Genomic DNA, 23,472 nt, shown 5'->3' with positions numbered 1-23,472 from the left:
TGAGCCGGTCGACGCCAATCTCGTTGAGATCAGTGCCTTCGCCCTCTGCCGCTGACTGGCGGGGCTCCACTCCCCCGTCGGTGGGCGGCCGGGGCCGGTCGCCCACCGACCACCGGGTACCGGGGCCCCGCCCGGTACGGGCTCCTGACTCCTTGAGTGCGGGAGCCGGTGCCAACGGGTCCGGCACTCAAGGGAGCCCGGGGGGCTCAGGCGACGATCGGCAGCCGTCGCGCGGTAGGGGGCACCTCGTTGATGCACGCCACCGGATGCCCGGCGGCGCGCTCGATCAGGGCCGGCGGCTCGTCCGCGCAGGCGTCGAGCGCCTGCCAGCAGCGGGTCCGGAACCGGCAGCCGCTCGGCGGGTTGACTGGGCTGGGCGGGTCGCCGCGGAGCAGGATCTGCTCGCGCTGGTGGTGTGGGTCGGGCACCGGTGCCGCCGAGAGCAACGCCTGGGTGTACGGGTGCGCCGGTCGATCGAAGATCTCCGCCACGGTGCCGGTTTCCACCACGTTGCCTAGGTACATCACGGCGACCCGGTGCGAGATGTGTCGCACCACGGACAGGTCGTGGGCGATGAAGACGTACGCGAGGCCGAGGTCGCGCTGCAGCCGGCGGAGCAGGTTGATCACCTGCGCCTGCACCGATACGTCTAGCGCCGACACCGGTTCGTCGCAGACCACGATCTCCGGTTGGAGCGCCAGGGCGCGGGCGATGCCGATGCGTTGCCGTTGGCCGCCGGAGAACTGGTGCGGGTATCGGTCGATGTGCTCGGGGTTGAGGCCGACGGTTTCCAGCAGCTCCTGGACTCGGCGGCGGCGCCGGTCGGCAGTGCCCAGCTCTCCGTGCACGGTGAAGGGCTCGGCGATGATCTGCCCAACGGTCATCCTCGGGTCGAGCGAGGAGTACGGGTCTTGGAAGACGACCTGGATGCGCCGGCGCAGGTCGCGTAGCTCCCGGCCGCGCAGCCCGGCGATGTCGGTTCCCCGGTAGCGGATCTGTCCGCCGGAGGGTTGTTCCAGCCGGGTGAGCAGCCTGGCGAGGGTGGATTTGCCGCATCCGGATTCGCCGACGACGCCGAGCGTCTCACCGGCGCGGAGTTGGAACGAGACGCCGTCGACCGCCTTGACGACCCCCACCGACCGGCGGATCAGGTTGCCCCGCCGGACAGGGAAGTACTTGGTCAGCCGCTCGACCTCCAGCAGCAGCTCGCCGGTCATGGCGTGCTCCGGCGGGGTCGGCCGATGACAAAGCCGAAGTTGTACGGGTGCACCGGGTGGTTGCGTGGGACGGAGAGCAGGATCCCGTCCCCGGGCGTGCGGTATTCCTCGATGACGGTCAGCTCGACTGGGGAGAGCAGTCGGCCGAGCAGTTCGCCCTCGGTGGTCGGGGTGAGCAGGCGGTCGACGCCGATCTCGGGGATCAGCATGCCGCCGTGCCTGGGGCGCAGGTCCCAGGCGACCTCGACGTCGGTGACTGGCCGGGGTGGTACCGGCTCGTCGAGCATGCCGAGGTGGGCCATCACCCGCCGCACGCCTTCGACGTTGCGGGCGAGCCAGTCGTCTTCGCTGCGGGCACCGAAGCCGAGGCCACCGACCTCCACACCGATGGCTGGCACCCCAGCGGCGGTGGCCGCGTCGAAGACCGAGTTCGGGAAGACCACGGCGGCGTCCTCGCCCTGGATGTAGGGCATGCCGAAGGCCACGGCCAGTTCCCGGCTGGCTGCCGACAGCGGGCCGGTCGCGTCGTAGAGCACGACTCCCCAGGTGGTGCCCCAGGGGCCGGGGTGGAAGTCCAGCAGGTGGGTGGAGCGCTTGACGATTTGCTCGACGAGGACCTGGCCGGTTCGTCCGGTGATCGACTCGGTGTCGCGCAGGATCGCCTTGTTCATGTTGACGAAGCCGACCTGCTGGATGTCGTTGGAGTACCGGGTGGCGGTGCGGAGCGCGTACGGGTTGGCTGCCGGTACCAGCACCAGGGTGCCGCGCAGTGTGGCGGGGTCGGTGTCGGCCAGCATCGCGCGTAGGACGGCGTGCGAGAACCACTCGTTGCCGTGCACCCCGGACAGCAGGGTGAGGGTCGGTCCGTCGGCGGTGCCTGTGATCACGTGTGCGTGGATGGCCAGTTCCGAGCCGTCCAGGTCGGTCAGGACGGGGAAGCGGAGCAGTCGGTTCTCTCCGGCCGGGGCACGCAGCGGCGTGCGAGGGGTCATGTCGTCATGGCCTTTCGTGGGTCGGCGTGGTGGTGGCGGGCTCCGGCGGGGGGTCGCCTGTCGGGGTGAGTCGCAGGCACGCGGCCCGGTGCCCGGCGGTCAGCGGGACGAGTTCTGGCACTGCCGTTGAGCAGTCCGGGGTGCGGAATGTGCAGCGCGGGGCGAACGCGCAGCCGGCCGGTAGGGCGGTCATCGCCGGTGGTGAGCCGGGGATCGCCCACAGTTCCTCGTCTGCGGGCCGGTCGAGGCGGGGCACTGAGTCCAGCAGCCCGCGGGTGTAGGGCATCGCGGGGTGGTCGAAAACGTCGGCGGCGGTTCCGACCTCGACCAGCCGGCCGGCGTACATCACTGCGATCCGGTCGGCGATCTCGGCCACGATGCCCAGGTCGTGCGTGATCATCAGGATCGCCGTGCCGGTCCGTTCCCGCACCGCCCGCAGCGCGGCGAGCACTTGGGCCTGCACGGTCACGTCCAGGGCGGTGGTGGGCTCGTCGGCGATGATGAGGTCGGGGTCGTTGGCGATCGCCATCGCGATCACGACTCGTTGGCGCATCCCGCCGGAGAACTGGTGTGGGTAGTCCCCGAGCCGGTTGCGGGCGTCGGGGATGCCTACCGTGTCCAGCAGTTCGATGGCCCGTTCCCGGGCTTCGTTCCGGGAGCAGGCCCGGTGGATGCGGACCGCCTCGGCGACCTGGTCGCCGATGGTGTGCACCGGGCTCAGCGAGGACATCGGGTCCTGGAACACCATGGCGATGCGGCTGCCGCGCAGCCGCCGGAACCGGGGCTCGGTGAGCCCGATGAGTTCCTGGCCGGCGAAGCAGATCGAACCGCTGACGGTGGCGGTGGGTGGGAGCAGTCCCATCATCGCCGCGGCGCTAACCGATTTGCCGGAGCCGGACTCGCCGACCAGGCCGACCACCTCGCCCCGGCGCAGGTCCAGGTCGAGGTGGCGCACTGCCGGCACGTCGCCGCCGTCTGCGGCGAACACCACCCGCAGGTCCCGCACGGAAAGCAGCACGTCCTCGCTGACCGCGTCGGTCCGCGCAACGGGCCGGGCTAGGTAGCGGCGGCGGCGCGGTCCCTTGGTCTGGGTCGGGTCGAGGGCGTCGCGCAGCCCGTCGCCGATGAAGTTGATGGACAGCGCGATGAGCAGGATGACCAGTCCTGGGAAGTAGAACAGCCAGGGCCGGGTGGCGACTGCGGACTGGGCGTTGGCCACCAGCAGGCCGAGCGAGGTGTCCGGGGGCTGGACCCCGAAGCCGATGAACGAGAGCGCGGTCTCGGCGAGGATCGCGGTGGCGACCAGGATGGTCACCGAGACGATGATCGGGCCGGCCACGTTGGGCAGGATGTGCCGCGCCATGATCCGCAGGTCGGAGGAGCCCAGCGCGCGGGCGGCCGAGACGAACTCCCGTTCCCGCAGGCCGAGCACGACGCCGCGGACCACCCGGGCGACGCTGGTCCACATCAGCGCGGCGAGCACGACCGCGATGAGCACCCAGCCGCCGCTGCTGCCGGCGAAGTTGTGTCCGAGCACGGCGGCGACCGCGATTGTCGGCACGGTGAGGAACAGGTCCACCAGCCGCATCAGCAGCGCGTCGACGGTGCCCCGGTAGTAGCCGGCGACGATGCCGATGACGGTGCCGACCACCGCCGCGCCGAGCGCCACGGTGAGCGCGATCAGTAGCGACTGCTGGGTGCCTCGCATTACCTGGGCGAGTAGGTCGTGGCCGAGCGAGTCGGTGCCGAGCGGGTGGATCGTCGACGGCGGCTGCGAGTTGTCGGGGGTGATCTCGTCGTGGCCGTAACGCCACAGCAGCGGGCCGACGAAGGCAAACAGCGCGACGAGGGCGAGCACCACCAGCGCGGCGGCGGCGAGCCGGTGCCGACGGAACCGGGCGAAGACGGCGCGCCACTGTCCGGGCGTGGCGGCGGTGGCGGGCACCGGTGGCGGGTCAGCGGACACGGCGGATCCTCGGATCGAGAGCGGCGTACAGGATGTCGGCGAACAGGTTGAACACGACCACCGCGACCGCCGCGACGAGCAGCCACGCCATCACGCCGTTGACGTCCCGCCCGTTGATGGACTCCAGCAGGTAGTCGCCCATGCCCCGCCACTGGAAGACGGTTTCGGTGACCACCGCTCCGGCGAAAACCGCGGTGAAGTCCAGAGCGATGACCGTTACCAGCGGGGTGAGCGCGGTACGCAGGGCGTACTTGCGCAGCACGGTACGCCGCCGCAGCCCTTTGGCGGTGGCCAGCTTGACGTAGTCGCTGCCGAGTACGTCCAGCATGGACGAGCGCTGGAACCGGCTCCACGCCGCGAAGTTGATCAGTACTAGGGTGATGGTCGGCAGGACCAGGTGACCGGCGAGGTCGGCGATCCGGCCGCCCAGGGTGGGCGGCGGGATCACTGAACTGTCGCCGACGGTGTAGATCAGGGTCTGACCGGCGAGCGTGTTCAGCTCGATGCCGCCCTGTTTGAGCAGCACTGCCAGCCAGAACGACGGCATCGCCAGGAACAGGAAGCCGGTCGAGGTGAACAGGTAGTCGAGCCAGGAGTACTGGCGGACCGCGCTGACGACCCCGACCAGGATCGCCAGCACGGCCGCGATCAGCATTGCGATGAGGACGAACCGCATCGTGATGCCCAGGCGCGAGCCGATTTCCATGCCGATGTCGGCGTTGCGGTCCACCGACGGGCCGAGGTCACCGTGGAGGACCCCGGTCAGCCAGTTCCAGTACCGCTGTAGCACGGGCTGGTCCAGCCCGAGCCGTGCCTCCTCGGCGGCGATCGTGTGCGGCGGTACCGGTGGTTGTCGTTCCCGCAGTTCGGCCAGCGGGTCACCGGACTTGGCGACGGCCAGGAATATCAGGAACGTCGACACGAACAGCACCGGTATGGCGACGAGCAGCCGCCGCAGGGCGAAGCCCACGATCTCCATGAGGAACCCTTCCCGCGCCCGCTGCCGGTTAGCCTTCGCCGCCGGTGATCTTCCGGAGCCGACCCCAGTGCCAGAAGGGGATCCGGAAGTCGACCTGGTCGGCCCAGCCGAAGAACTCGTTGCTGCGCAGCAGGTAGATGCAGTACCAGAAGAGCGGGATGACGCTGACGTCCCGCGCCCACACCTCCTGCAACCGCCGGTAGTGCGCGATCCGCTCGGCGCGGTCGGTGGTCGACCGGGCGGCGACGTAGCAGGCATCGGCGTCGGGGTTGGACAGCGCGAGGTGGTTGCGCTGCCCGTCGCTCTCCAGCCGGCTGGCGGTGATGTCCGGGTCGGGCATCATATTGCCGCCGCTGATGGTCAGGTCGAAGTCGCCCTCGCGACCGATCTGCCGCGCCCAGGTCTCCGAGTCCAAGCCGGCGAACTCTACGTGCACGCCGATTGCGGCGAGGTCCTCGGCGACGCTGCGGGCCAGCCCGCCGTGGCCGTCGAAGGTCGCCATGTAGTACATCCGCAGCGACAGCCGGCGCCCGTCCACCCCGCGCGGGTAGCCGGCCTCGTCGAGCAGCTTCTCGGCTGCTGCCGCGTCGTGTCCGACGGCGGTGACGTCGCGGGCCACGGCGAAGCTGCTGCCGGGGAAGAAGTTTGCCCACGGCTCCGACCAGCCGGGCTCCGCGAAGCGCTCCAGGCGGCTGCGGTCCACCGCGTGGGCGATCGCCAGCCGCAGCCGGCGGTCGGCCCACCGCTCCTGGCGGTAGTTGAAGCTCAGCAACGCCACGCCCGGCCCGCGCTCGCGGTACACCGTGGCGTGGGCGGAGCCCTCGGCCAGCGGCAGCCGCTTCATGGTCAGCACGTCTTGCGGGGCAAAGTGCGCCCGGCCGTCGGCGATCATGCGGACGCACTCGTCGAGGTCGGGTTCCACGACGATGGTGACCCGGTCCACGCCGGCCGGCGGCCCCCAGTACCCGTCCCAGGCCTCCAGCACGATCCGCCCGCCGGGCTCCATCTCGACGAACCGGAACGGCCCCGAGCCGACCGGCTTCTGGTTGTACGGGTTGGTCGCCCAGTCGGTGCCCTCATACAGGTGCTTGGGCAGGACGTGGGTGGCGGCGAAGTTGCCGAGCTGGGTGAGGAAGGCGGCGTTGGGCTGCGTCAGGTGGTACTCGAGCAGGTGGTCGTCGAGGACCTTGATGTCGGCGATGCCGTGCAGGAAGGATGCGGCGTGGTAGCCGTTGGCCAGCGCGGTGAGGTGGGTGTAGGCCACGTCGTGGGCGGTCACCGGCTGGCCGTCGTGCCAGCGGGCGTGACGGTTGAGGGTGAACCGCCAGCGCCGGGCGCCGTCCAGGCACTCCCAGTGCTCCGCCAGGTCCGGGTAGGACGCGGCCCCGCCGACCTCGGTGACGACGAGGCGGCTGAAGATGTTGTTGGCGACGAAGTAGCCGGCGCCCCCGACGACGTTGCGGTACGACTCGTTGATCTCGGTCGTGCCCTCGGGTACGACGACGATGTACTCGTCCAAGTCCTCTCCTCGGTGTGGTGGGGTGCCCGGGGATGCCCCGGGCCGGTGGGGAAGGTCGGTGCCCGGGGTGTCCGGGCGACTGGCGGCGGGTCAGGTCACGGGCCGGATCCGGCCCCAGTGCCAGAACGGCACCCGGAAGCCGACCTGGTCCGGCCAGCCGAAGAAGCTGTCGTTGCGCAGGTAGTAGGCCGCGTACCAGAACAGCGGCACCCAGTCGACGTTGCGGGCCCAAACCCGTTGCAGCTCCCGGTAGTGCTCGCCGCGCTGGGTTCGGTCGGTGGTGGCTCGGGCGGCGCCGTAGCAGGCGTCGGCCTCCGGGTCGGAGAGCCGGGCGTGGTTGCGCCCGCCGCCGGTCTCGAACCGGCTGGCGGTGATCTCCGGGTCGGGGACCATGTTGCCGCCGCTAATGGTCAGGTCGAAGTCGGCGTCCCGGCCGATCTGATGCGCCCAGGTCCGCGAGTCCAGGCCGACGACGTCGACCTCCAGCCCGACGGTCCGCAGGTCCTCGGCGACCGCGGCGGCGATGCCGGCGTGTCCGGTGAAGGTCTTCATGTACGCCAGCCGCAGTGCCGGCCGCCAACCGGCCGAGGTGATGCCGGCCGCGTCGAGCAGCCGGACCGCCTCCGCCGGATCGTGGGCCAGCGCGGTGGCGTCCTCGGCGAACGCCCAGTCCACACTGCGCGGCAGGTAGTGGGCGTACGGCTCGGACCAGCCGGGATCGGCGAGCGGGACCAGCCGTCGGCGGTCCACGGCATGCGCGATCCCGGCTCGGGCCCGCCGGTCGCGCCACCGGTCCTGGGTGTGGTTGAAGCTGAGCACGGCGATGCCGGGGCCACGCTTGCGCCAGACCGAGGCGGTCGTGCTCCCCTCGGCCAGGTGCAGCCGGGGGAAGGTGAGCACGTCCTGGACCATGTAGTGGGCCCGCCCGTCGGCGACCTTGCGGACCGCCTCGTCCAGGTCGGGTTCGATGTCGAGGATGACCCGGTCGATCTGGGGGCGGGGGCCCCAGTACCCGTCCCAGGCTTCCAGGACCACCCGCTCACCGGGCACGTGCTCGACGAACCGGAATGGCCCCGAGCCGACTGGCTGCTGGTTGTACGGGTTGGTGGCCCAGTCGGTGCCCTCGTACAGGTGCTTGGGCAGGATGTGGGCGAACACCAGGTTGCCCAGCTGGGCGAGGAACCCGGCGTTGGGTCGCCGCAGCACGTACCGCAGCTCGTGCGGGCCGAGGACCTCGATGTCCCGCACGTCGTGCAGGAACGACGCGGCGTGGTACCCGTGGGCCAGCGCGGTCAGGTGGGTGTACGCGACGTCCTCGGCGGTGACCGGTTCCCCGTCGTGCCAGCGGGCGTGCCGGTTGAGCTGGAACCGCAGGGTCCTGGCGTCGGGGGCGATCTCCCAGTGCTCGGCGAGATCCGGGTAGGCCGCCGGGGAACCGGTGTCGAAGACGACCAGCCGGCTGTAGATGTTGTTCGCCACGAAGTAGCCGGCAGAGCCGACGAAGTTGCGGTAGACCTCGTTGAATTCCACGGCCGGGGCCGGGACCTCCACGATGAAGTCCCGGCCGGGCCGGAGCTCAGCCGTCACTCTTGATTCCCCACTCTTGCGTGTTGTAGCTGGTGCCGAAGCGGGTCGGGTTGACCCGCACGTTGCCGAGGTCGCTGCGGTACGCGATCAGAGTCGGCGTCTGGTAGATCGGCAATGTCACGGCCTGCTCGCTGATCCGGGCGTCGGCCTTGTTCAGCAGATCGATCACCTGCTGCGGGTCCAGGGTGCGGGCGGCGTCGCTGAGCCAGCCGTCGATCTCCTGGTCTCGGTAGCCGGTGTGGGTACCCTTCGAGCCGAACACCGACTGGGCAGTGGCGGTCGGGATCACGTCCAGGTTGGTGCCGAAGACGATCAGGTCGAAATCACCGGTGTTGACCGTGGTGCCGAGGCTGTCGGTCTCCTGGAGTTGAAGCGTGATGCCGAGCTGCTTGAGCTGGTTCTGGACCAGCACCGAGGTGTCGAGCCGGACCTGGTTGCCCTTGCTGTAGCGCATCCGCAGCGGCGGCACCGGCTTGCCCTTGGGGTCGGTGAGCCGACCATCGCCGATCACGTAGCCGGCGTCGGTAAGGATCTTCTCGGCCGCCTCGATGTTGCCGTTGCCGAGCCCAGTCGAGGTCACGTTGTCGGCGTACGCGTTGACGCCGTCCAGCTTCTGGCCAGGCATGAAGTTGCGGTTGCCGAGCGGCTTGGTGCCGGCCGCGAACTGGCCGATGGTCTTGTCGATGATCGCCTGCCGGTCGACTGCGGTGAAGATGGCCCGGCGCAGGGCGACGTCGGCCAGGGCCGGGTTCGCGGTGTTGATGTCCAGGTGCTCGTAGACCAGCCCCGAGGCCAGCGCGGTGGTCACGTTGTTGATGCCCTTGAGCTGCTGGACGAGGTCGAGGGTGGGGCGGGGCGCCACGACCTGGATCTCGTTGTTGGCCATCGCGGTGACGGCCTGCCGCTCGTCGGTGAGGATCCGGAAGACGAGCTGGTCGAGGTGCGGGCCGTCGCCGTACCACTTGGGATTCTTCTTCATGGTGACCGACTGGTTCGGCACGTACTGGTCGATGAGGTACGGCCCGCCGGACCAGGTCGGCACGGTGGTGCTGAAGTACTCGTTGAACGAGGTGGCCAGGTCGCCGTGCTGGGCGGCGATGTGCGCCGGGAGCAGGTGCGGGAACATCAGCCGCCACGGCTGGTAGGTGTTCTTGAACTCGACGGTGACGGTCTTGCCGTTGTCGCTGCCGGTGATCGAGGCGACCTGGTCGTACCCGGCCTGGGTGGCGGGCTCGCAGGTCGGGCACTGCTGCGGGTCCTGGACCTGCCAGGTGTACTTGAAGTCGTCGGCGGTGATCGGCGTGCCGTCCGACCAGGTGGCCTCCGGGCGGATCCGATACTCGACGGTCTGCGGCGAGTCCTTGATGACCTTCGCCTCGGTGAGCAGCGTGTCGTTCTTGGCCATGGTGAAGTCCGGCAGGGAGATCATCGCGTGCGGGAGCACGGGGTTGAGGATCTGCCGGTAGCCGAAGACGTCACCGGTGGCGTGCAGGATGTTCCAGTTCTTGACGTCGACGTCGATCGAATAGGCGAGCGTTCCGCCGTCGGCGACCTTGGCCCGGTTGGCGTCGAGCTGGCCGGCCTTGACGCCGGAACCGACGTTCTCACCCCCCGCCCCGCTGGTGCAGGCGGTGAGAACGGTCAGCAGGGTGAGGGCGGCTGTCGCCGCCCGGAGACGGCGGTGGGGGTTTCGATTTGACACGGGGGACCTCCCGGTACGTGGACGTGCGTGGCGCCGCGGGGGCTGGCATCAGACGGGTGATGCGCTGGTACCGGGTGCTGTACGCCGGCCAGCCGAGGTCACTCCGTGGTGCGCGGCGGGGCCGGTCGGCCTTCGCGAACCGGCGTGACTTTCCACACTGCGGATAGTAGTATCCGCATCGCGCCTGTCAAGTGCTCTTTCAGTGGAACTCCCGTCCGCCGGGCGGGTACTCCACCGGCGGCGACACGGCCCGCTCGGGTGGCGGCAGCACGGACCCCCCTGTACGGCATACGATGTGCGCCGCGCGGGCATCGGCGCGCGAAACCACGGCGGCACGGGAACGAGGGGATATGGCGCGCGGGAGCGAAGGCGACAGCGAAGGCGCGGGTGGCGGCGTGCAGTCCGTCAAGCGGGCGTTGCAGATCATGAACGTCATCGCCGCCACCGGCGCACCGTGCGGGCTGTCTGAGCTGGCGAGCGCCACCGGACTGCCGATCGCCACCATCCACCGGCTGCTCCGGACCCTGATCGGCGCCGGCATGCTGCGTCAGGAACCGGACCGGCGGTACGCGCTCGGCACCGCGCTGATCCACCTCGGCGACCAGGCCCTGGCGATGATCGCTCCGCTGGTCCGGCCGCACCTGGCGGCGCTGGTGGACACCCTCGGCGAGACCGCCAACGCGGCCCGACTCGAGGGAACGCAGATCGTCTATCTCGCGCAGGTGCCATCCCGGCACCAGATGCGGATGTTCACCGAGGTCGGCCGCCGGGTGGAGGCGTACCGGACCGCGGTCGGCAAGGCGATGCTCGCCCAGCTCGACGACCAGGTGATCGCCGAGGTCTACGCCAACACCGAGTTCGTCGCCACCACACCGACCACCATCACCGACCTGGACGACCTACTGCGGGAGCTGCGGACCGTACGGAAGAACGGCTACGCGATAGACGACGGGGAGCAGGAGGTCGGAGTGCGCTGCGTGGCGGTGGCGGTACCCGGACCGCCCGGCACGCTGGCACTGTCGGTCTCCGGGCCGACTGCCCGGATCAACGACAGCCTGGTCGCCAAGGCCGTACCGCTGTTGCAGCAATCGTCCTCGGCGATCGCGGCGGCGGCCAGCTACGTCGGGCTGCCGGCTCCCCGGGCGGTTCGCTAGCCACGCCCGGAAAAGCCGGCGCACCCGCCGCGGTGGCACACCGCTGACCGGCCGCGACACCCACGGCCGCAACGCCGGCCGCCTGGCCCGCGACCGGCGTTGCGGCGACCGGTTCAGCCGGCGAGCAACCGGTACGCTGGCAGGGTCAGGAAGTCGACGTAGGTCGCCCCGAGTGCGACCTCCTCGAACACCTCGCGGGCCGTTTCGTACCGGCTGGCGGCGAACCACTCCGCGCCCAGCTCGGCCCGGAGCGCGTTGACCTCCTCGGCGATCAGGCCCCGAACCCGCTCCGCCGTGATTACCTCACCGCTGTCCAGCGCCGTACCGGTGTGCACCCACTGCCACACCTGGGACCGGGAGATCTCCGCCGTGGCCGCGTCCTCCATCAGGTTGAAGATCGCCACCGCACCGGTACCCTGCAGCCACGCCTCGACGTAGCGCAGCCCGACCGCGATGTTGTTGCGCAGCCCCGCCTCGGTCACCGCGCCCGGCGTGGCCGCGATGTCGAGCAGATCGTCGGCGGCGACCTTCACGTCGTCCCGCTGCCGCTCGACCTGGTTGGGCCGGTCCCCCAGGACCGCGTCGAACACCTCCCGGCAGACCGGCACCAGATCCGGGTGTGCAACCCAGGAGCCGTCGAAGCCGTCGCCGGCCTCGCGCTCCTTGTCCGCCCGCACCTTGGCCAGAGCCGCCGCGGTGACCTCGGGCTCCCGGCGGTTAGGGATGAAGGCCGCCATCCCGCCCATCGCCACCGCGCCCCGCCGATGGCAGGTTGCGACCAGTAGGTCGGTGTACGACCGCATCATCGGGGCCGTCATCGTCACCGAGTTGCGGTCGGGCAGCACGAACCCGGATCCGGCGTCACGGAATGTCTTGATGATGCTGAACAGGTAGTCCCAGCGCCCGGCGTTCAGTCCGGAGGCATGCTCGCGCAACTCGTAGAGAATTTCGTCCATCTCGAACGCGGCGGTGATGGTCTCGATGAGCACGGTGGCGCGGATCGTTCCAGTGGGGATGCTTAGCGCCTCCTGCGCGTAGCGGAACACGTCGTTCCAGAGCCGCGCCTCCCGGTGCCCCTCCAGCTTGGGCAGGTAGAAGTACGGCCCGCTGCCGGCGGCCAGCAGCCGTCGGGCGTTGTGGAAGAAGTAGAGGCCGAAGTCGACCAGCGCGCCGACGGCCGGCGCCCCGTCCACCAGCAGGTGCCGTTCGTCGAGGTGCCAGCCGCGCGGCCGGACCACGATCGCCGGCAACGGTCCCTCGCCGAGCTGGTAGCGCTTGCCCTCCGGGCTGGTGAACTCGATTCGCCGTTCGATGGCGTCGGTAAGGTTGAGCTGACCGGCGACCACGTTCGTCCACGTCGGGGCGGTGGCATCCTCGAAGTCGGCGAGCCACACCTTGGCCCCGGAATTCAACGCGTTGATCGTCATCTTCCGGTCGGTCGGACCCGTGATCTCCACTCGCCTGTCACGCAGGTCGGCCGGGGCGGTTGCCACCCGCCAGTCGCCCGCCCGGACATCGGCCGTCTCCGACAGGAAGTCCAGCCGCCTGGTCCGGGCGATCTCGGTACGTCGGCGCACCCGCTCGGCCAGTAGCCGGTTTCGGTCGCCATGGAAACGGCGGTGCAGGTCGGCGACGAACGCGAGCGCGTCGGGGGTGAGCACGTCCTCGCTGCCCGTTACAGCCGGTCCAACGATCCTCACCGAGGCCTCTGTGGCCACGCTCGACCTCCTGTCTTTCGTATGGCGAATACTAATTTCCGCATGGTGGAAGACTTGGACACCATACCACCAGCATGGGCCTTCCGGAACCACGTCCGACGCCAGAGAACCCGGATGCGAGCCTCCCCCGTCGATCTCCCCACGACCCCGTTCCATACCTGGTGAGCCGGCCCGCCGCCGGCCACCAACCCGGGACCGAACTCAACCGTTCAGGCGAGTCCGCCCACCGTCCGAAGTCCACACCGGACGGAGGATCCGGGCCGACGTCGTCGTCAGCGAGCTACCGTTCGCCATCCACCTCCCGAGATAGCTCCACGTAAAGCCACCGCTCCGCCTGGCAAACGTGCACGCGCCGTGACCCTCCTGCTGCCAGGTCGGGTAGAGGTGAGTTTGCCGCTCGGCGGCATGTTCGACAGGCCGCGCCGGTGACCGATGCGCAGCGCCTCCAAGAAATGATCGACGGGCTTTGCATGGCCCCGTGCTCGTCGCCGGCGTGACACCGACCTGTCCGGGGAGGAAGGCCGCGGGCGTGGCCCGTCAATGGCGAAATGCCGGCCTGAGAGCTTGCAGGCGGCACGCGTCGCACCACGCTGGTTGGGGATACGACGGAAGTGCCTCGGTGCTCGGCGTGGTCACGTTGAGGCCGGGTGACGGGCAACCAATCGTGCGAGGGAAACCGGGCCGTCGTTCCCCGTCCGCGGCAAGGGCGGTATGGAACGCTCGACCGGCGTGGACGGCAACGGGATCCCGCTCGGGTTGACCGGCGCGGCGTCCAACCGCCACGACTCGCCGCTACTGCGCGACCTTCGACGGTGCAGCACCCAACTGCGGCATCGCTGGCCCGAGCAGGTCACCGCGCGTCTAGACCGCGCCTACGACAACGGCCCGACCGCAACCTGCTCGACGAGTTGGACTTATACGCCGACAACGCGCGCAAGGGCATCCCCGCCCCGGTCCAGGTCGGCAAACGCTGGGTAGTCGAGCGAACGAACTCTGGATGAGAGGGGTCGGCAAGGTCCGCCACGGCACCGACCGCAACGCCAAGACCATCGTCTTCTACCGGTACCTGGCAGCAGCCATCGGCACAATCCGTCACATCATCCGCCGTGCCCGAACTCTCTACCGCTGGGATGCCCGGCCCACCACCTGCAGGCTCAAGTGACACCTGCTGCCGGTCGCTCTTACCTACCAGGCTCTACGCCCTTTGATCTTGCGTTGACCAGCAGCAGCTCGTACGCCTCGGCCCCGTCGGCCGCCACATCGACGGCGTACCCGGCCCGGGCCAGGCCGACGCGCAACGCACCGGCCAGGTCCGTCTCGTCCTGGACGACCTGGCGCCGCGCACACTGCTGCGCCAGCCGGTACGGCGGGCCTGAGACCCCCTCAGAGGCTGTAATCAGACAGCCACCAAAGTCGTGGACGGAACGTTCAGATCGCGGAGATCCGCACCGCGGACAGTTCGGCCTTGACCTGGTCCCAGCTGATATCTCCCGCGGGGAGCTGGCGGGCGTTGGCCCGGGCCGCTGCAGCCGCGACCCGGAGTGCCTCGGCCGGTTCCGACAGGCCGCCAAATGGCGGGCCGGAGGCGCCGCCAAGCCATACTGCGGTGAGGCCGGCCAGGAAGGCGTCGCCGCTGCCGACGGGCAGAGCGTTGGGGATCGCGTCGTGCGAGACCGTCAGACGCGAGCCGTCCGCGCCGAGGAAGCGCGCCCCAGTCGGCCCGGTCGTGACCACTACGGATTCCGCGCCCAGTTTCTGCAGCTGGCTTAGATCTCCTGGTGCCGCAGCGGCGGCCTCGGCAGCGTTCACCTTGACCAGTGTCGGCCCACGCCGGATGGCCTCAATCAGCGACGGCCCGTCGGAGTCCACGACGACCGGTACCCGACGGGCGACCGCCAGATCGACGATCTCGGCGAGCGCGTCCACGGGCAGCCCGGGCGGCACCCGTCCCGACAGTGCGACGAGATCACACTCTTCGATCTCGTCGGCCACCGCGGAGAGAACGGACGGCCAGATTGTTGATGAAACGGGCAGGACTGGCTCGTAGACCTCGGTCAGAACCGCGTCGTCGCCGAGCAGGCAGAGGCATTGCCGGGTCTCTGCGCCGCTGTCAACAAACCGCACATCCAGCGGCGGCGCGAGCGCCCGCACGAGCTGCCCGGTCTCACCGCCGGCCAACGAGACCGACCGCACGCGGACGCCAAGCCCCGAGGCGGCCCTCGCGGCGTTCAGGCCTTTACCACCGGCGCGGACCAGCACTTCGCGCGGCCGGTTGATCGCGCCGAGCCGCAGCTGCGGCAACCAGGCGTACCGGTCTAGGGAGGTCGCTAGCCCGACGATCAGCAGGCGGCCGCTCACTCGGCCAGCAACCCGGCGTCAGGCACGACCGTCATCGGCCCCTCGGTCTGGATCGCCGCGGCTGCTACCCGCGCCCCGGCCCGCGCTGCGGCCACCGGGTTTTGGCCGGCCAGCGTCGCCGCGATGAAGCCGGCCGCGAACGAGTCCCCCGCCCCATCCGTGTCCACCGGTTCCACCGGCAGCGCGTCGATGTGTGTGGTCCCGGAAGCGTCGGTGACGGTCGCGCCGCCCGAGCCAAGCGTCGTGCACACCGTCGCGCCCGCGGCCACCAGGGAGACTGCGTCAACGCCGAGCGCCGCGAGTTCGCCCTCGCTGGGCAGCAGCACGTGCGCAAGCCCGAGCACCTCGATCAGCGCGCTGCGGGCCGAGCGGTGCAGGGCTTCGGGCCGCACGTTCGGGTCGACCGAGATCCGGGCGCCGGCCGCTCGGGCCCGACGCAGCGCGGACAGGGTCGTCGCGGCGAGCGGTTCGCCGAAGATCAGCGCGGAGCCCGACATGTGCACCCAGTCGGCCCGCTCCGGCAGGTCACCGAGATCCCGTTCGTTGATCAGCGTCGCGGCCGTGCCGGCCACCCGGAAGTCGAAGTCGCGCGCCTCTCCTCGGTAGGTGATGTAGGCCGTTGCGGTCGGGGCATCCGCGGCTATCGCGAGGTGGTCGGTCACCACATTCCCGGCGGCGAGGCCGTCCGCCATCACCTTGCCGTGACTGTCCCGGCCGACTCCACCGACGAACATGGTGGGTACGCCGAGCCGGGCGGCCACGTACGCGGCAATCGCGGGCGAGCCGCTCGGCCACGGCCCGGTGTACGGAGCGTCGGCGTGTGAGCCGTCCGCGCCGATGTCCCGCTGGTAGGCGACGATCGCCTCACCCACGATCAGCAACATTGGCGTCCGTCCCTCACAGTCGGGCGAGGGCGTCATCCACCGACGCACCCTCGTGGACGACGCTGCGCAGCCCGGCTAGCACGGCGTCGGGGCGGGAAGCCCGGAAGACCCGGCGGCCGAACATCACTCCGGCCGCGCCGGCCGCGATCGAGTCAGCGGCAAGCTGAAGCGTGTCCTTCTCGTCCTCACCGCCCGGGCCGCCTGCGACCAGGATCGGCGCGTAGCAGCTCTGCGCCACAGGTGCGAACGCGTCCACGGACCCGTTCCACAGAACTTTTACGAGGTCCGCGCCGATGTCGGCGGAGATCCGGCAGTACAGGCTAAGCACCTCGGTGCTGAGTGCGTCGCCTCCCTCGGCCTCCAGCGACGACCGAGGCTCGACGATGACGGCGACGCCGACCTTGGCCGCCTCGGCGACGATCCGGGCATTGCGCTCGATCTCGGCCCGTTCGAGCGTGCTGTCGCGCTGACCGATGTACAGGTAGGTCATGACCGCGTCGACGCCGGCGGCGGCCACCTCCTCGAGCGAGGCGAGCTGGGCCAGAACGCCCTCGCTGCGCCCGTCCTTGCCGGGGGTGTAGATCCTGCGGCCGTGGTTCTTCCAGTCCAGGTGCAGGACCGCGGCGGGGCGGCCCCTGCCGACGTAGAAGTCCTCGAGGAGCGGCAGCATGCCGGGGGACACCATGACGCCGTCGGCCGCCCCCATCTTGGCGAAGGCCGCATCGATCTCGGCCCGGGTCCGCAGTCCGGCGGGCGGACCGCTCATCACACCGTGTGAGGCCGCGACGACGACCGACCTTCCCGTTGTCGGGCTCAGCAGACGGCCGAGCCTGATCTTCTTACCGGTACGCGAGTCCATGTCTACCTTTCGCCAAGATGGGGTGGAGATCAAGCCGCCGGGCAATCGAAGCTGTAGAGGTACTTCTTGACCTCGGGGCTGTCCAGGTTGTCCTTGGTGGCCACCACCGCGCCGGTCGAGATGACCTTGGTGACCGGCTTGCCGGTAAGCGCGTTGATGGCCTGCTCGCCGGCCGCCACGCCCTCGTCGTACGGCTTGAGCACGACCTGCGCGGCGACCTCGCCGTCGCGGATCTGCTTGACGCCGGGCGGGTTGGCGTCGAAGCCGACGACCGTCACCTTGGTGTCCTTGGCCGCGCGCAGCGCCGCGACGGCCCCCTCGGTGTTGAACGCGGCCGTGGAGAAAATGCCGACCAGGTCGGGATGGGCGGCGATCGTCGACGAGACAATCGAGGACGCGGTCTGCACACTGTTGTTGGAGTACTGCTGGCCCAGGTCCTTGAGTGCCGGCGCGGCCTTGAGTCCTTCGGCGAAGCCCTTGAAACGGTCGTCGGTAGTGGTGACGCCGGCCGACAGGTTGACCGTGAGAACCGAGCCGGACCTGTTGCCAAGCAGCTCGATCAGCTTGGCCGCGGCGGTCTTGCCGGCCTCGACGTTGTCGGAGCTGACCTGCGCTTCCGCCAGAGACGGGTCCTCGAGCGTGGTGTCAACCAGGACCACCTTGATGCCCTGGGCGACGGCCTGCTTGAGCGGCGCATACAGCGCTTTGCTGTCGGTCGGCGCGATGATGATCGCGTCAGGCTTCTTGGCGATGACCGCCTGCAGGATGGGGATCTGGTCGGTCGGGCTGAACGACTTTGGCGCTTGCACCTCGACGGTCGAGTTGCTCGCCTTCGCGGCGGCCTGCACGCCGCACGCTACGGAGCCGTAGTAGGCGTCGTTCGCGACGCCCGGGATCAGGGCGATCTTGAAGCCGCTGGTCTTGTCGCCGGAGCCGCCGGAGTCGTTGCCGCCGCAGGCGGCGAGAGAAGTCAGGAGCATGGCCGCGGTCGCGGCAGATACCCAGCGGTAAGGACGCATGGGGGGATTCCTTCCTGGGTTACTGAAAGAGGGGGTGGTAGGGGGGGGTGGGTTCAACGCCTGGTGCGGGACCGCCGGCGCAGCTGGTCGAGGTAGACGGCCGCGACGAGGACGACGCCGACGGCGAAGTCGCGCCAGAAGGAGTTGAGGCCGACGATCACCAGGCCGTTGGCGAGCACGGCGGGGATCATGGTGCCGACGAGGGTGCCGAACATGGTGCCGACGCCGCCGAAGAGGCTGGTGCCGCCGATGACAACCGCGGCGATTACCGCGAGGTTGTCGGTGCCGTGGCCGCTCAGGGTCGTGGAGCCGAACTGGGCGTAACTCATGATTCCCGCCAGGCCGGCGAGCAGCCCCGCGACCGTGTAGACGCTGATCAGATGCCGGTCGACGTTCATGCCGGCCCGCCGGGCTGCCTCGGCGTTCGAGCCGATCGCGTAGGTGCGCCGCCCGTAACGGGTGAGCGCGAGGATCAGACCGCCGACGAGCGCTACCAGTAGCGCCACCCAGACCAGCCAGGGCAGGCCAACGAAGCGCCCGACACCCAGGGTGTCGATCAGCTCGTTGGGCACGTCCTTGAGGTCGTTGCCGTTGGTGACGATCTGGGCCAGGCCCATCGCGGCCCCAAACGATCCGAGCGTGGTGATCAGCGGCGGCACACGCAGTTTTGTGATCACGATGCCGTTGATCGCGCCCCAGACAGCGCCGGCCAGCATCGCGACGACGACGCCGACGATGCTGGCGCCCCAGCCTTGCGGACCCATGGCGATCATCACCTTGCCCGCGATGACGCCCGAGAAGACGAGCACCGAACCGACCGAGAGATCGACGCCGCCGGTGATCAGCACGAACGTCGCGCCGACACCCATCACGATCAGCAGGGACGCGTTGATGAGGATGTTGATCAGGTTCGCGCTGGTGAAGAACGCACCGAAGTCGAGGATGGCGAACAGGGCCACGATCACGAGCAGGACCGCGGTGATGTCGGTGGCCGAGCCGAGCAACACGCGGCGGCCGCGGGGCGGGACGGCGCTGCCAGCCGGCGTCTCGGTGGGCGTCTCGGTAGTCGATGTCATGCCGCGTCCTCACTGGTGAACGCGCCGGTCATGGCGCCCACGATCTGTTCCTCGGTGGTGTCCCGGGTCGTCAACCGGGCGACACGGCGGCCGAGCCGGAGCACCTCGATGCGGTCGGAAACGGCCATGACGTCGGGGAGGCTGTGGCTGATCAGCACGACCGAGCGGCCCGAGTCACGGACCCGGCGGATCAGGTCGAGCACCGCGCGGGTCTGGGGCACGCCCAGCGCGGCGGTCGGCTCATCCATGATCACGAGCTTGTTCGCCCAGGTGACGGCCCGTGCGACGGCGACGCTCTGCTGCTGGCCGCCGGAGAGCATGGCGACCGGAGCCGAGGCGTCCTTGATGTTGACGTTCAGTTCGGTGAGCACCTGCTGGGCATGCGTCGCCATCCGCTTCTTGTCCAGCACCCCGAGCCGGCCGAGCAGGCCCTTCGCGAGCAACTCACGACCGAGGTAGAGGTTTGCGGCGGTGTCCAGGTCGGGCGCTAGGGCGAGGTCCTGGTAGACCGTCTCGATGCCCATCGCGTGGATCTCGCTGGGCGTCCAGCCGGCGATTGACTTGCCGTGGAAGAGGATCTCACCCTCGTCAGGGCCGTGCACCCCGCAGATCGTCTTGATCAAGGTGCTCTTGCCGGCGCCGTTGTCGCCCATGAGCGCCACGACCTCACCGGGATGGACGGAGAAGTTCGCTCCGCGCAGGGCCTCGACGGCGCCGAAACGTTTCCTCACCCCTCGCGCCTCGAGCAGTGCGTGCGCTGTCACCGCTTCTCACCTTCCCGTAGTGGGTGGCGGCCTGTGGGCCCGTCCTCGAAAATTCAGAAGTCTGTCTGCTGAGCAGCAGGCTAGGAGTGCCGTTTCCAACATGTCAAGGGTTTGCTTCGGCAGACTTCCTGGTCCTGACGCCTCCCTAGGGAGGGAGGGCCCATCGGTCCCGCAACCCGCACAACACGTCTTGACAACTCAGTTTTTTGAGGATTGGGTAAGCGCACCCGGAGCGTGACAGGCGGTCCGATTAGTGATCAGGGAGTAAGTCATGTCGGCCGCCTCGGTAATCGACCAACTCCGCCACGCCTTCGGCCCGGACGCGCTGCTCACCGACGACGCCGACCGTGACGCCCGCAGCCACGACACGTGGCCTGTCGCCACCGTGTGGGCCAAACTCGGCAGGCACCCCTTCCGTCCGGACGCGATCGTGCGCGCTCGCACTGTCGCCGACGTCGTCGAGGCGCTGCGGATTGGCGCCGAGACGGGCACCCCCATCACCGCCTGGGGCCTGGGCTCCTCGGTAACCGGCCAGCCGCTGCCTGTCGCGGGCGGCATCGTGCTCGACATGGCCGAACTGGTCTCCGAACCCGAACTGAACGAGGTCGACCGCACGGTCACCGTCGCGGCCGGCGTACGCGGCAGCGACCTCGAAGCCTGGCTCAACCAGCGCGACCTCACACTTAACCACTCACCCCAGTCGCTCGGCCGGTCCACTATCGGCGGCTGGATCGCTACTCGGGCCACCGGCCAGTTCTCCTCCCGCTACGGCGGCATCGAGGACCTCCTCGTCGGCTACCAGGTGGTCCTGGCCGACGGCACGATCGCCGAGCTCGGCCAGCGCCCACGCGCGGCGATGGGCCCCGACCTGAAGCAACTGTTCATCGGCTCCGAGGGCACCCTGGGCGTGGTCACCCAGGTGACGCTGAAGGTCTTCGCACGCGCCGAGCACCGGATCGTCGAGGCGTTCGCACTACCGACCGTCGACGCCGGTCTGGCCGCAATGCGGCGCATCAGCCAGGCCGGGCTGCGACCGTTCCTGGTCCGCTTCTACGACCTCGACGAGGCCGCCCACGCCGTCCCCACCACGCCCGCCACCGCACCGGTATTGTTCCTTGGACACGAGGGCCTGGCTGACGTCGCGACCGCCGAGCACGCCGCGGCCACCGCGATCGTCGCGTCGCTGGGAGGAACGAGCATGGGGGCCGCACCGGTCAACGCCTGGCTCGACCGCCGCTACGACTTCTCGACGGTGGAAAACCTCCTCGCCCGGCCAGGTGGGTACGCCGAGACCGTCGAAGTCGCCAACCTGTGGAGCCGGATCGGCCCGATGTACGCCGAGCTCAAGGAGCAGCTCGCCCCGCTAGCCGGCGAGGTGCTGGGTCACTTCTCGCACGTGTACGACCAGGGCTCGTCGCTCTACTTGATTCTGCTCGGCCAGGCCGACGACGACGAGGTGGCGCTGAGCCGGCTCGAGGAAATCTGGGCCCGGGCCATGAAGGTGGTGATCGCCCACGACGGCGAGATTTCGCACCACCACGGCGGGGGTCTGGCCCGACAGCCCTGGGTCGAAGAGTCCCTGGGCACCGGCTATCCGGTGCTCCGCCGGCTCAAGGATGCTCTGGACCCCAGCCATCTGCTCAACCCCGGCAAGCTCGGCCTCGGTTCCCGGCCGTGACTGCGACCGCCGAACCCGATGTCCGCGCCCACGTGGCGCGGATACTGCTCGCCCGCGAGGTGGGTCAGCGCATCCCGACGGTGCAGGAGTTGCAGGCGAGCACGGGCGCGGGCACGGGCACGGTAGTCAAGGCGCTGCGCAACCTGCAGGACGCCGGAGCAGTGACCCTGACCGCGCGGGGCCATCAGGGCACCGTGGTGGTAAGCCGGGACATCGGACAGCTATGGAACGCAGCCGCCCTCGGCAACTTCCGGATGATCCTGCCGCCGCAAGGCCCCGTCGAGCAGCAGGGCATCCTCGAAGCGATCCAGAACGCGCTCGCCGACCTCGGCATCGCGGTAGTCGCCGACTTCCGCCCGGGCGCGATCACCCGGCTCGAGGATGTCTACCACGAGCGGGTGCACGCCACGGTCACATCGGCCGGGGCGCTGGAGCGGCACAAGGAAACCCTGCCCGGACTGGCCGGTCTCGACCTGGGCCCGGGAACCTTCTACTCCAACGGCTCCCTCGTCGTTGTCGAGCACGCCACCCGCAGGCCGGGCACTCCCCTGCGGGTGGGCATCGACCGCAACTCGTACGACCACCAACGGCTGAGCGAGGCCGAGTTCGGCGACCGCAACCCCGAGTACGTGCAGTGCCCATTCGTCTTCGCCCCGGCAGCCGTGCTCGCCGGGGACATCGACGCGGCGGTCTGGCACTCGATGCCCACCGTCATCCCGCCCCAACTGGCCGGCCTGCGCCTGCGCCCGCTCGCCACAGCTGCGGGAAAGAGGGCGTGTACCCAGATCTCCCCCGCCGTCATCGTCACACGCACCCTCGACGCGAACGTGAACGCGCTGCTACGCCACGTTAGACCGACCGACGTCGCCCGTACGCAGAACAGGCTCTTGCGGGCCGCCGCGAACAAGAGTTACGCGGGCACCCTGCGCCTGCACTGAGCCATGGCTCGCGCCACCTGCATCGTCATCACCCGCGCAGGTATCCAATGCCAGCTCCACCGCTACCCGCACACCCAACCGGTATGGCTCAACGCCCCCGGCCGCCCATGAACGGATGGGCAGCCAACCGCACCTTCCGTGACGGCCTCCGGCACATCGCCAGCATCACGCTGCCAACCGACTCCGTGATCCCCTTATGGGAGCAGCCTGACGCGATCTTCAAAGCAGCAGGTCACGGCCATTGAAAGAGTTCCCGGCAGCCAACAAGACCAACGACTAAAGACCAACCAAACCGAGGTGGTCCAGTTTCGGCCGGACCACGGTGGCCACGATTGAGGCGGCGTTGACAGCTGGCCGGCGCAGTCACGTTCGCCGCGATCGCGGACTGGGCACAGGATCTGGACCAGACCATCGCAGCAACAGTGAACCCAACATCGCCAGAGCCACCAGACGCGCCAACCGCCGACCCAACGACCTCATCGACGCCGTGACCAGGCGCAATACCCCTGGCTGGCTTGGTCGACACGTTCGAGCCGCAGATTGTGCGCAAACGACAGCGATGGCTGTCGGGGTCGACGATCGCGATGACCCGCCTCTATCTTGGCGGCACGCCGTAGCAGGTCAGCTCCTACACCACTCCCCGGGACGCGACGGCCATGGGTGCTGCCTCATCGCCGCAAAGCGCTACGCGAGAACGGGTCTGGTGGTTAGGAGTTGTTAGGGAATAGCCGAGAGGTGCCTTGTCGGCGGGTCGGCCGGGGCACCGTGTCTGGTGCCTGCGCCGACCCGCCCTGGTGAGTGGTTACGTCACATGACGTGTATGAAGGTCGCCCAGCCGTGTCCGATCCTGACCGGGTTGGCGAGGCCGGCTCCGCTGTGCGGGTAATACCAGAGGTTTCCGTTCGCATCGACTCCAAGGACATCGGCGGCACCGTCACCGCTCCAGTCCGCAGCCATGACGTGCTTGAAGGTCGCCCAGCCGTGTCCGATCCTGACCGGGTTGGCGAGGCCGGCTCCGCTGTGCGGGTAATACCAGAGGTTTCCGTTCGCATCGACTCCAAG

General features: G+C 69.4%; 18 protein-coding genes and 1 pseudogene. 4 read left to right on the top strand and 15 right to left on the bottom strand.

Annotation, left to right across the window (positions count from 1 at the left end):
* Window positions 1-206 precede the first annotated feature (206 nt).
* The 7 genes from ABZ793_RS28150 to ABZ793_RS28120 form a co-directional block, all read right to left on the bottom strand.
* Entirely contained in the window at window positions 207-1,217 is a 1,011-nt protein-coding gene (locus ABZ793_RS28150; protein WP_357462256.1) for a dipeptide ABC transporter ATP-binding protein, read from the bottom strand.
* The gene (locus ABZ793_RS28145) at window positions 1,214-2,209 is read right to left on the bottom strand and encodes a succinylglutamate desuccinylase/aspartoacylase family protein (RefSeq protein WP_357462253.1); all 996 of its coding nucleotides are present in this window, start codon (window positions 2,207-2,209) and stop codon (window positions 1,214-1,216) included. Before ABZ793_RS28145 ends, ABZ793_RS28150 begins: the two co-directional genes overlap by 4 nt.
* A 4-nt stretch (window positions 2,210-2,213) precedes the next feature.
* Entirely contained in the window at window positions 2,214-4,175 is a 1,962-nt protein-coding gene (locus ABZ793_RS28140) for a dipeptide/oligopeptide/nickel ABC transporter permease/ATP-binding protein (RefSeq protein ID WP_357462250.1), read from the bottom strand.
* Window positions 4,165-5,154, bottom strand: a complete 990-nt coding sequence (locus ABZ793_RS28135) for an ABC transporter permease (protein ID WP_357462247.1) — start codon at window positions 5,152-5,154, stop codon at window positions 4,165-4,167. The genes ABZ793_RS28140 and ABZ793_RS28135 overlap by 11 nt, the downstream gene beginning before the upstream one ends.
* Before the next feature lie 28 nt (window positions 5,155-5,182).
* Window positions 5,183-6,673 carry an ABC transporter substrate-binding protein gene (locus ABZ793_RS28130; protein WP_357462245.1) on the bottom strand — a complete coding sequence of 497 codons (1,491 nt, stop codon included), beginning with the start codon at window positions 6,671-6,673 and terminating at the stop codon, window positions 5,183-5,185.
* A 90-nt stretch (window positions 6,674-6,763) separates the two neighbouring features.
* The gene (locus ABZ793_RS28125; protein WP_357462242.1) at window positions 6,764-8,260 is read right to left on the bottom strand and encodes an ABC transporter substrate-binding protein; all 1,497 of its coding nucleotides are present in this window, start codon (window positions 8,258-8,260) and stop codon (window positions 6,764-6,766) included.
* A complete protein-coding gene (locus tag ABZ793_RS28120; RefSeq protein ID WP_357462239.1) occupies window positions 8,250-9,962 on the bottom strand; it encodes an ABC transporter family substrate-binding protein in 1,713 nt (570 codons plus the stop codon). Before ABZ793_RS28120 ends, ABZ793_RS28125 begins: the two co-directional genes overlap by 11 nt.
* A 395-nt stretch (window positions 9,963-10,357) precedes the next feature.
* Between ABZ793_RS28120 and ABZ793_RS28115 the strand changes: the two genes are divergently transcribed.
* The gene (locus tag ABZ793_RS28115) at window positions 10,358-11,116 is read left to right on the top strand and encodes an IclR family transcriptional regulator (RefSeq protein ID WP_357462236.1); all 759 of its coding nucleotides are present in this window, start codon (window positions 10,358-10,360) and stop codon (window positions 11,114-11,116) included.
* Window positions 11,117-11,229: 113 nt separating this feature from the next.
* Here ABZ793_RS28115 and aceB read toward each other — a convergent pair whose 3' ends face one another.
* Window positions 11,230-12,816, bottom strand: a complete 1,587-nt coding sequence (aceB, locus tag ABZ793_RS28110) for a malate synthase A (protein WP_357462233.1) — start codon at window positions 12,814-12,816, stop codon at window positions 11,230-11,232.
* A 1,015-nt stretch (window positions 12,817-13,831) separates the two neighbouring features.
* On the opposite strand from aceB, the gene ABZ793_RS28105 reads away from it, so the two are divergent.
* Window positions 13,832-13,996 (top strand): hypothetical protein, encoded by a 165-nt coding sequence (locus tag ABZ793_RS28105; protein ID WP_357462230.1) that lies wholly within the window; start codon window positions 13,832-13,834, stop codon window positions 13,994-13,996.
* Window positions 13,997-14,262: 266 nt separating this feature from the next.
* Here ABZ793_RS28105 and ABZ793_RS28100 read toward each other — a convergent pair whose 3' ends face one another.
* From ABZ793_RS28100 to ABZ793_RS28075, 6 genes are all read right to left on the bottom strand, one after another.
* The gene (locus tag ABZ793_RS28100) at window positions 14,263-15,192 is read right to left on the bottom strand and encodes a PfkB family carbohydrate kinase (protein ID WP_357462227.1); all 930 of its coding nucleotides are present in this window, start codon (window positions 15,190-15,192) and stop codon (window positions 14,263-14,265) included.
* Window positions 15,189-16,076: a PfkB family carbohydrate kinase gene (locus tag ABZ793_RS28095; RefSeq protein ID WP_357462224.1), complete on the bottom strand. Its 888-nt coding sequence runs from the start codon at window positions 16,074-16,076 to the stop codon at window positions 15,189-15,191. Before ABZ793_RS28095 ends, ABZ793_RS28100 begins: the two co-directional genes overlap by 4 nt.
* A 13-nt stretch (window positions 16,077-16,089) precedes the next feature.
* Entirely contained in the window at window positions 16,090-16,935 is an 846-nt protein-coding gene (locus ABZ793_RS28090) for a hypothetical protein (protein WP_357462221.1), read from the bottom strand.
* 29 nt (window positions 16,936-16,964) lie between these two features.
* On the bottom strand, window positions 16,965-17,954 hold the full coding sequence (locus ABZ793_RS28085) for an ABC transporter substrate-binding protein (protein ID WP_357462219.1): 990 nt from the start codon (window positions 17,952-17,954) through the stop codon (window positions 16,965-16,967).
* 53 nt (window positions 17,955-18,007) lie between these two features.
* Complete coding sequence (locus ABZ793_RS28080; protein ID WP_357462216.1) at window positions 18,008-18,961, bottom strand: ABC transporter permease; 954 nt, start codon at window positions 18,959-18,961, stop codon at window positions 18,008-18,010.
* 65 nt (window positions 18,962-19,026) lie between these two features.
* Window positions 19,027-19,794, bottom strand: coding sequence for an ATP-binding cassette domain-containing protein (locus ABZ793_RS28075; protein ID WP_357462213.1), 768 nt, complete (start codon window positions 19,792-19,794; stop codon window positions 19,027-19,029).
* 271 nt (window positions 19,795-20,065) lie between these two features.
* On the opposite strand from ABZ793_RS28075, the gene ABZ793_RS28070 reads away from it, so the two are divergent.
* Together ABZ793_RS28070 and ABZ793_RS28065 are read left to right on the top strand one after the other, a co-directional pair.
* Window positions 20,066-21,472 (top strand): FAD-binding oxidoreductase, encoded by a 1,407-nt coding sequence (locus tag ABZ793_RS28070; RefSeq protein ID WP_357462211.1) that lies wholly within the window; start codon window positions 20,066-20,068, stop codon window positions 21,470-21,472.
* The gene (locus ABZ793_RS28065) at window positions 21,469-22,410 is read left to right on the top strand and encodes a YhfZ family protein (RefSeq protein ID WP_357462208.1); all 942 of its coding nucleotides are present in this window, start codon (window positions 21,469-21,471) and stop codon (window positions 22,408-22,410) included. The genes ABZ793_RS28070 and ABZ793_RS28065 overlap by 4 nt, the downstream gene beginning before the upstream one ends.
* A gap of 807 nt (window positions 22,411-23,217) precedes the next feature.
* On the opposite strand, the pseudogene ABZ793_RS28060 reads toward ABZ793_RS28065, so the two are convergent.
* Window positions 23,218-23,472, bottom strand: a pseudogene (locus ABZ793_RS28060) (hypothetical protein); the annotation flags it as partial.

It is taken from the genome of Micromonospora sp. NPDC047465 (assembly GCF_040643125.1).
Classification (GTDB): domain Bacteria; phylum Actinomycetota; class Actinomycetes; order Mycobacteriales; family Micromonosporaceae; genus Micromonospora.
Note: the sequence above shows the minus strand (reverse complement) of the source record. Positions and strands in the feature narration are given on the sequence as shown.

Excerpts from the sequence above, each read along its gene's own strand:
- ABZ793_RS28150 (WP_357462256.1), bottom strand. The coding sequence starts at position 1,217 with ATGACCGGCGAGCTGCTGCTGGAGGTCGAGCGGCTGACCAAGTACTTC.
- ABZ793_RS28145 (WP_357462253.1), bottom strand. The coding sequence starts at position 2,209 with ATGACCCCTCGCACGCCGCTGCGTGCCCCGGCCGGAGAGAACCGACTG.
- ABZ793_RS28135 (WP_357462247.1), bottom strand. The coding sequence starts at position 5,154 with ATGGAGATCGTGGGCTTCGCCCTGCGGCGGCTGCTCGTCGCCATACCG.
- ABZ793_RS28105 (WP_357462230.1), top strand. The coding sequence starts at position 13,832 with ATGAGAGGGGTCGGCAAGGTCCGCCACGGCACCGACCGCAACGCCAAG.
- ABZ793_RS28095 (WP_357462224.1), bottom strand. The coding sequence starts at position 16,076 with ATGTTGCTGATCGTGGGTGAGGCGATCGTCGCCTACCAGCGGGACATC.
- ABZ793_RS28090 (WP_357462221.1), bottom strand. The coding sequence starts at position 16,935 with ATGGACTCGCGTACCGGTAAGAAGATCAGGCTCGGCCGTCTGCTGAGC.
- ABZ793_RS28085 (WP_357462219.1), bottom strand. The coding sequence starts at position 17,954 with ATGCGTCCTTACCGCTGGGTATCTGCCGCGACCGCGGCCATGCTCCTG.
- ABZ793_RS28070 (WP_357462211.1), top strand. The coding sequence starts at position 20,066 with ATGTCGGCCGCCTCGGTAATCGACCAACTCCGCCACGCCTTCGGCCCG.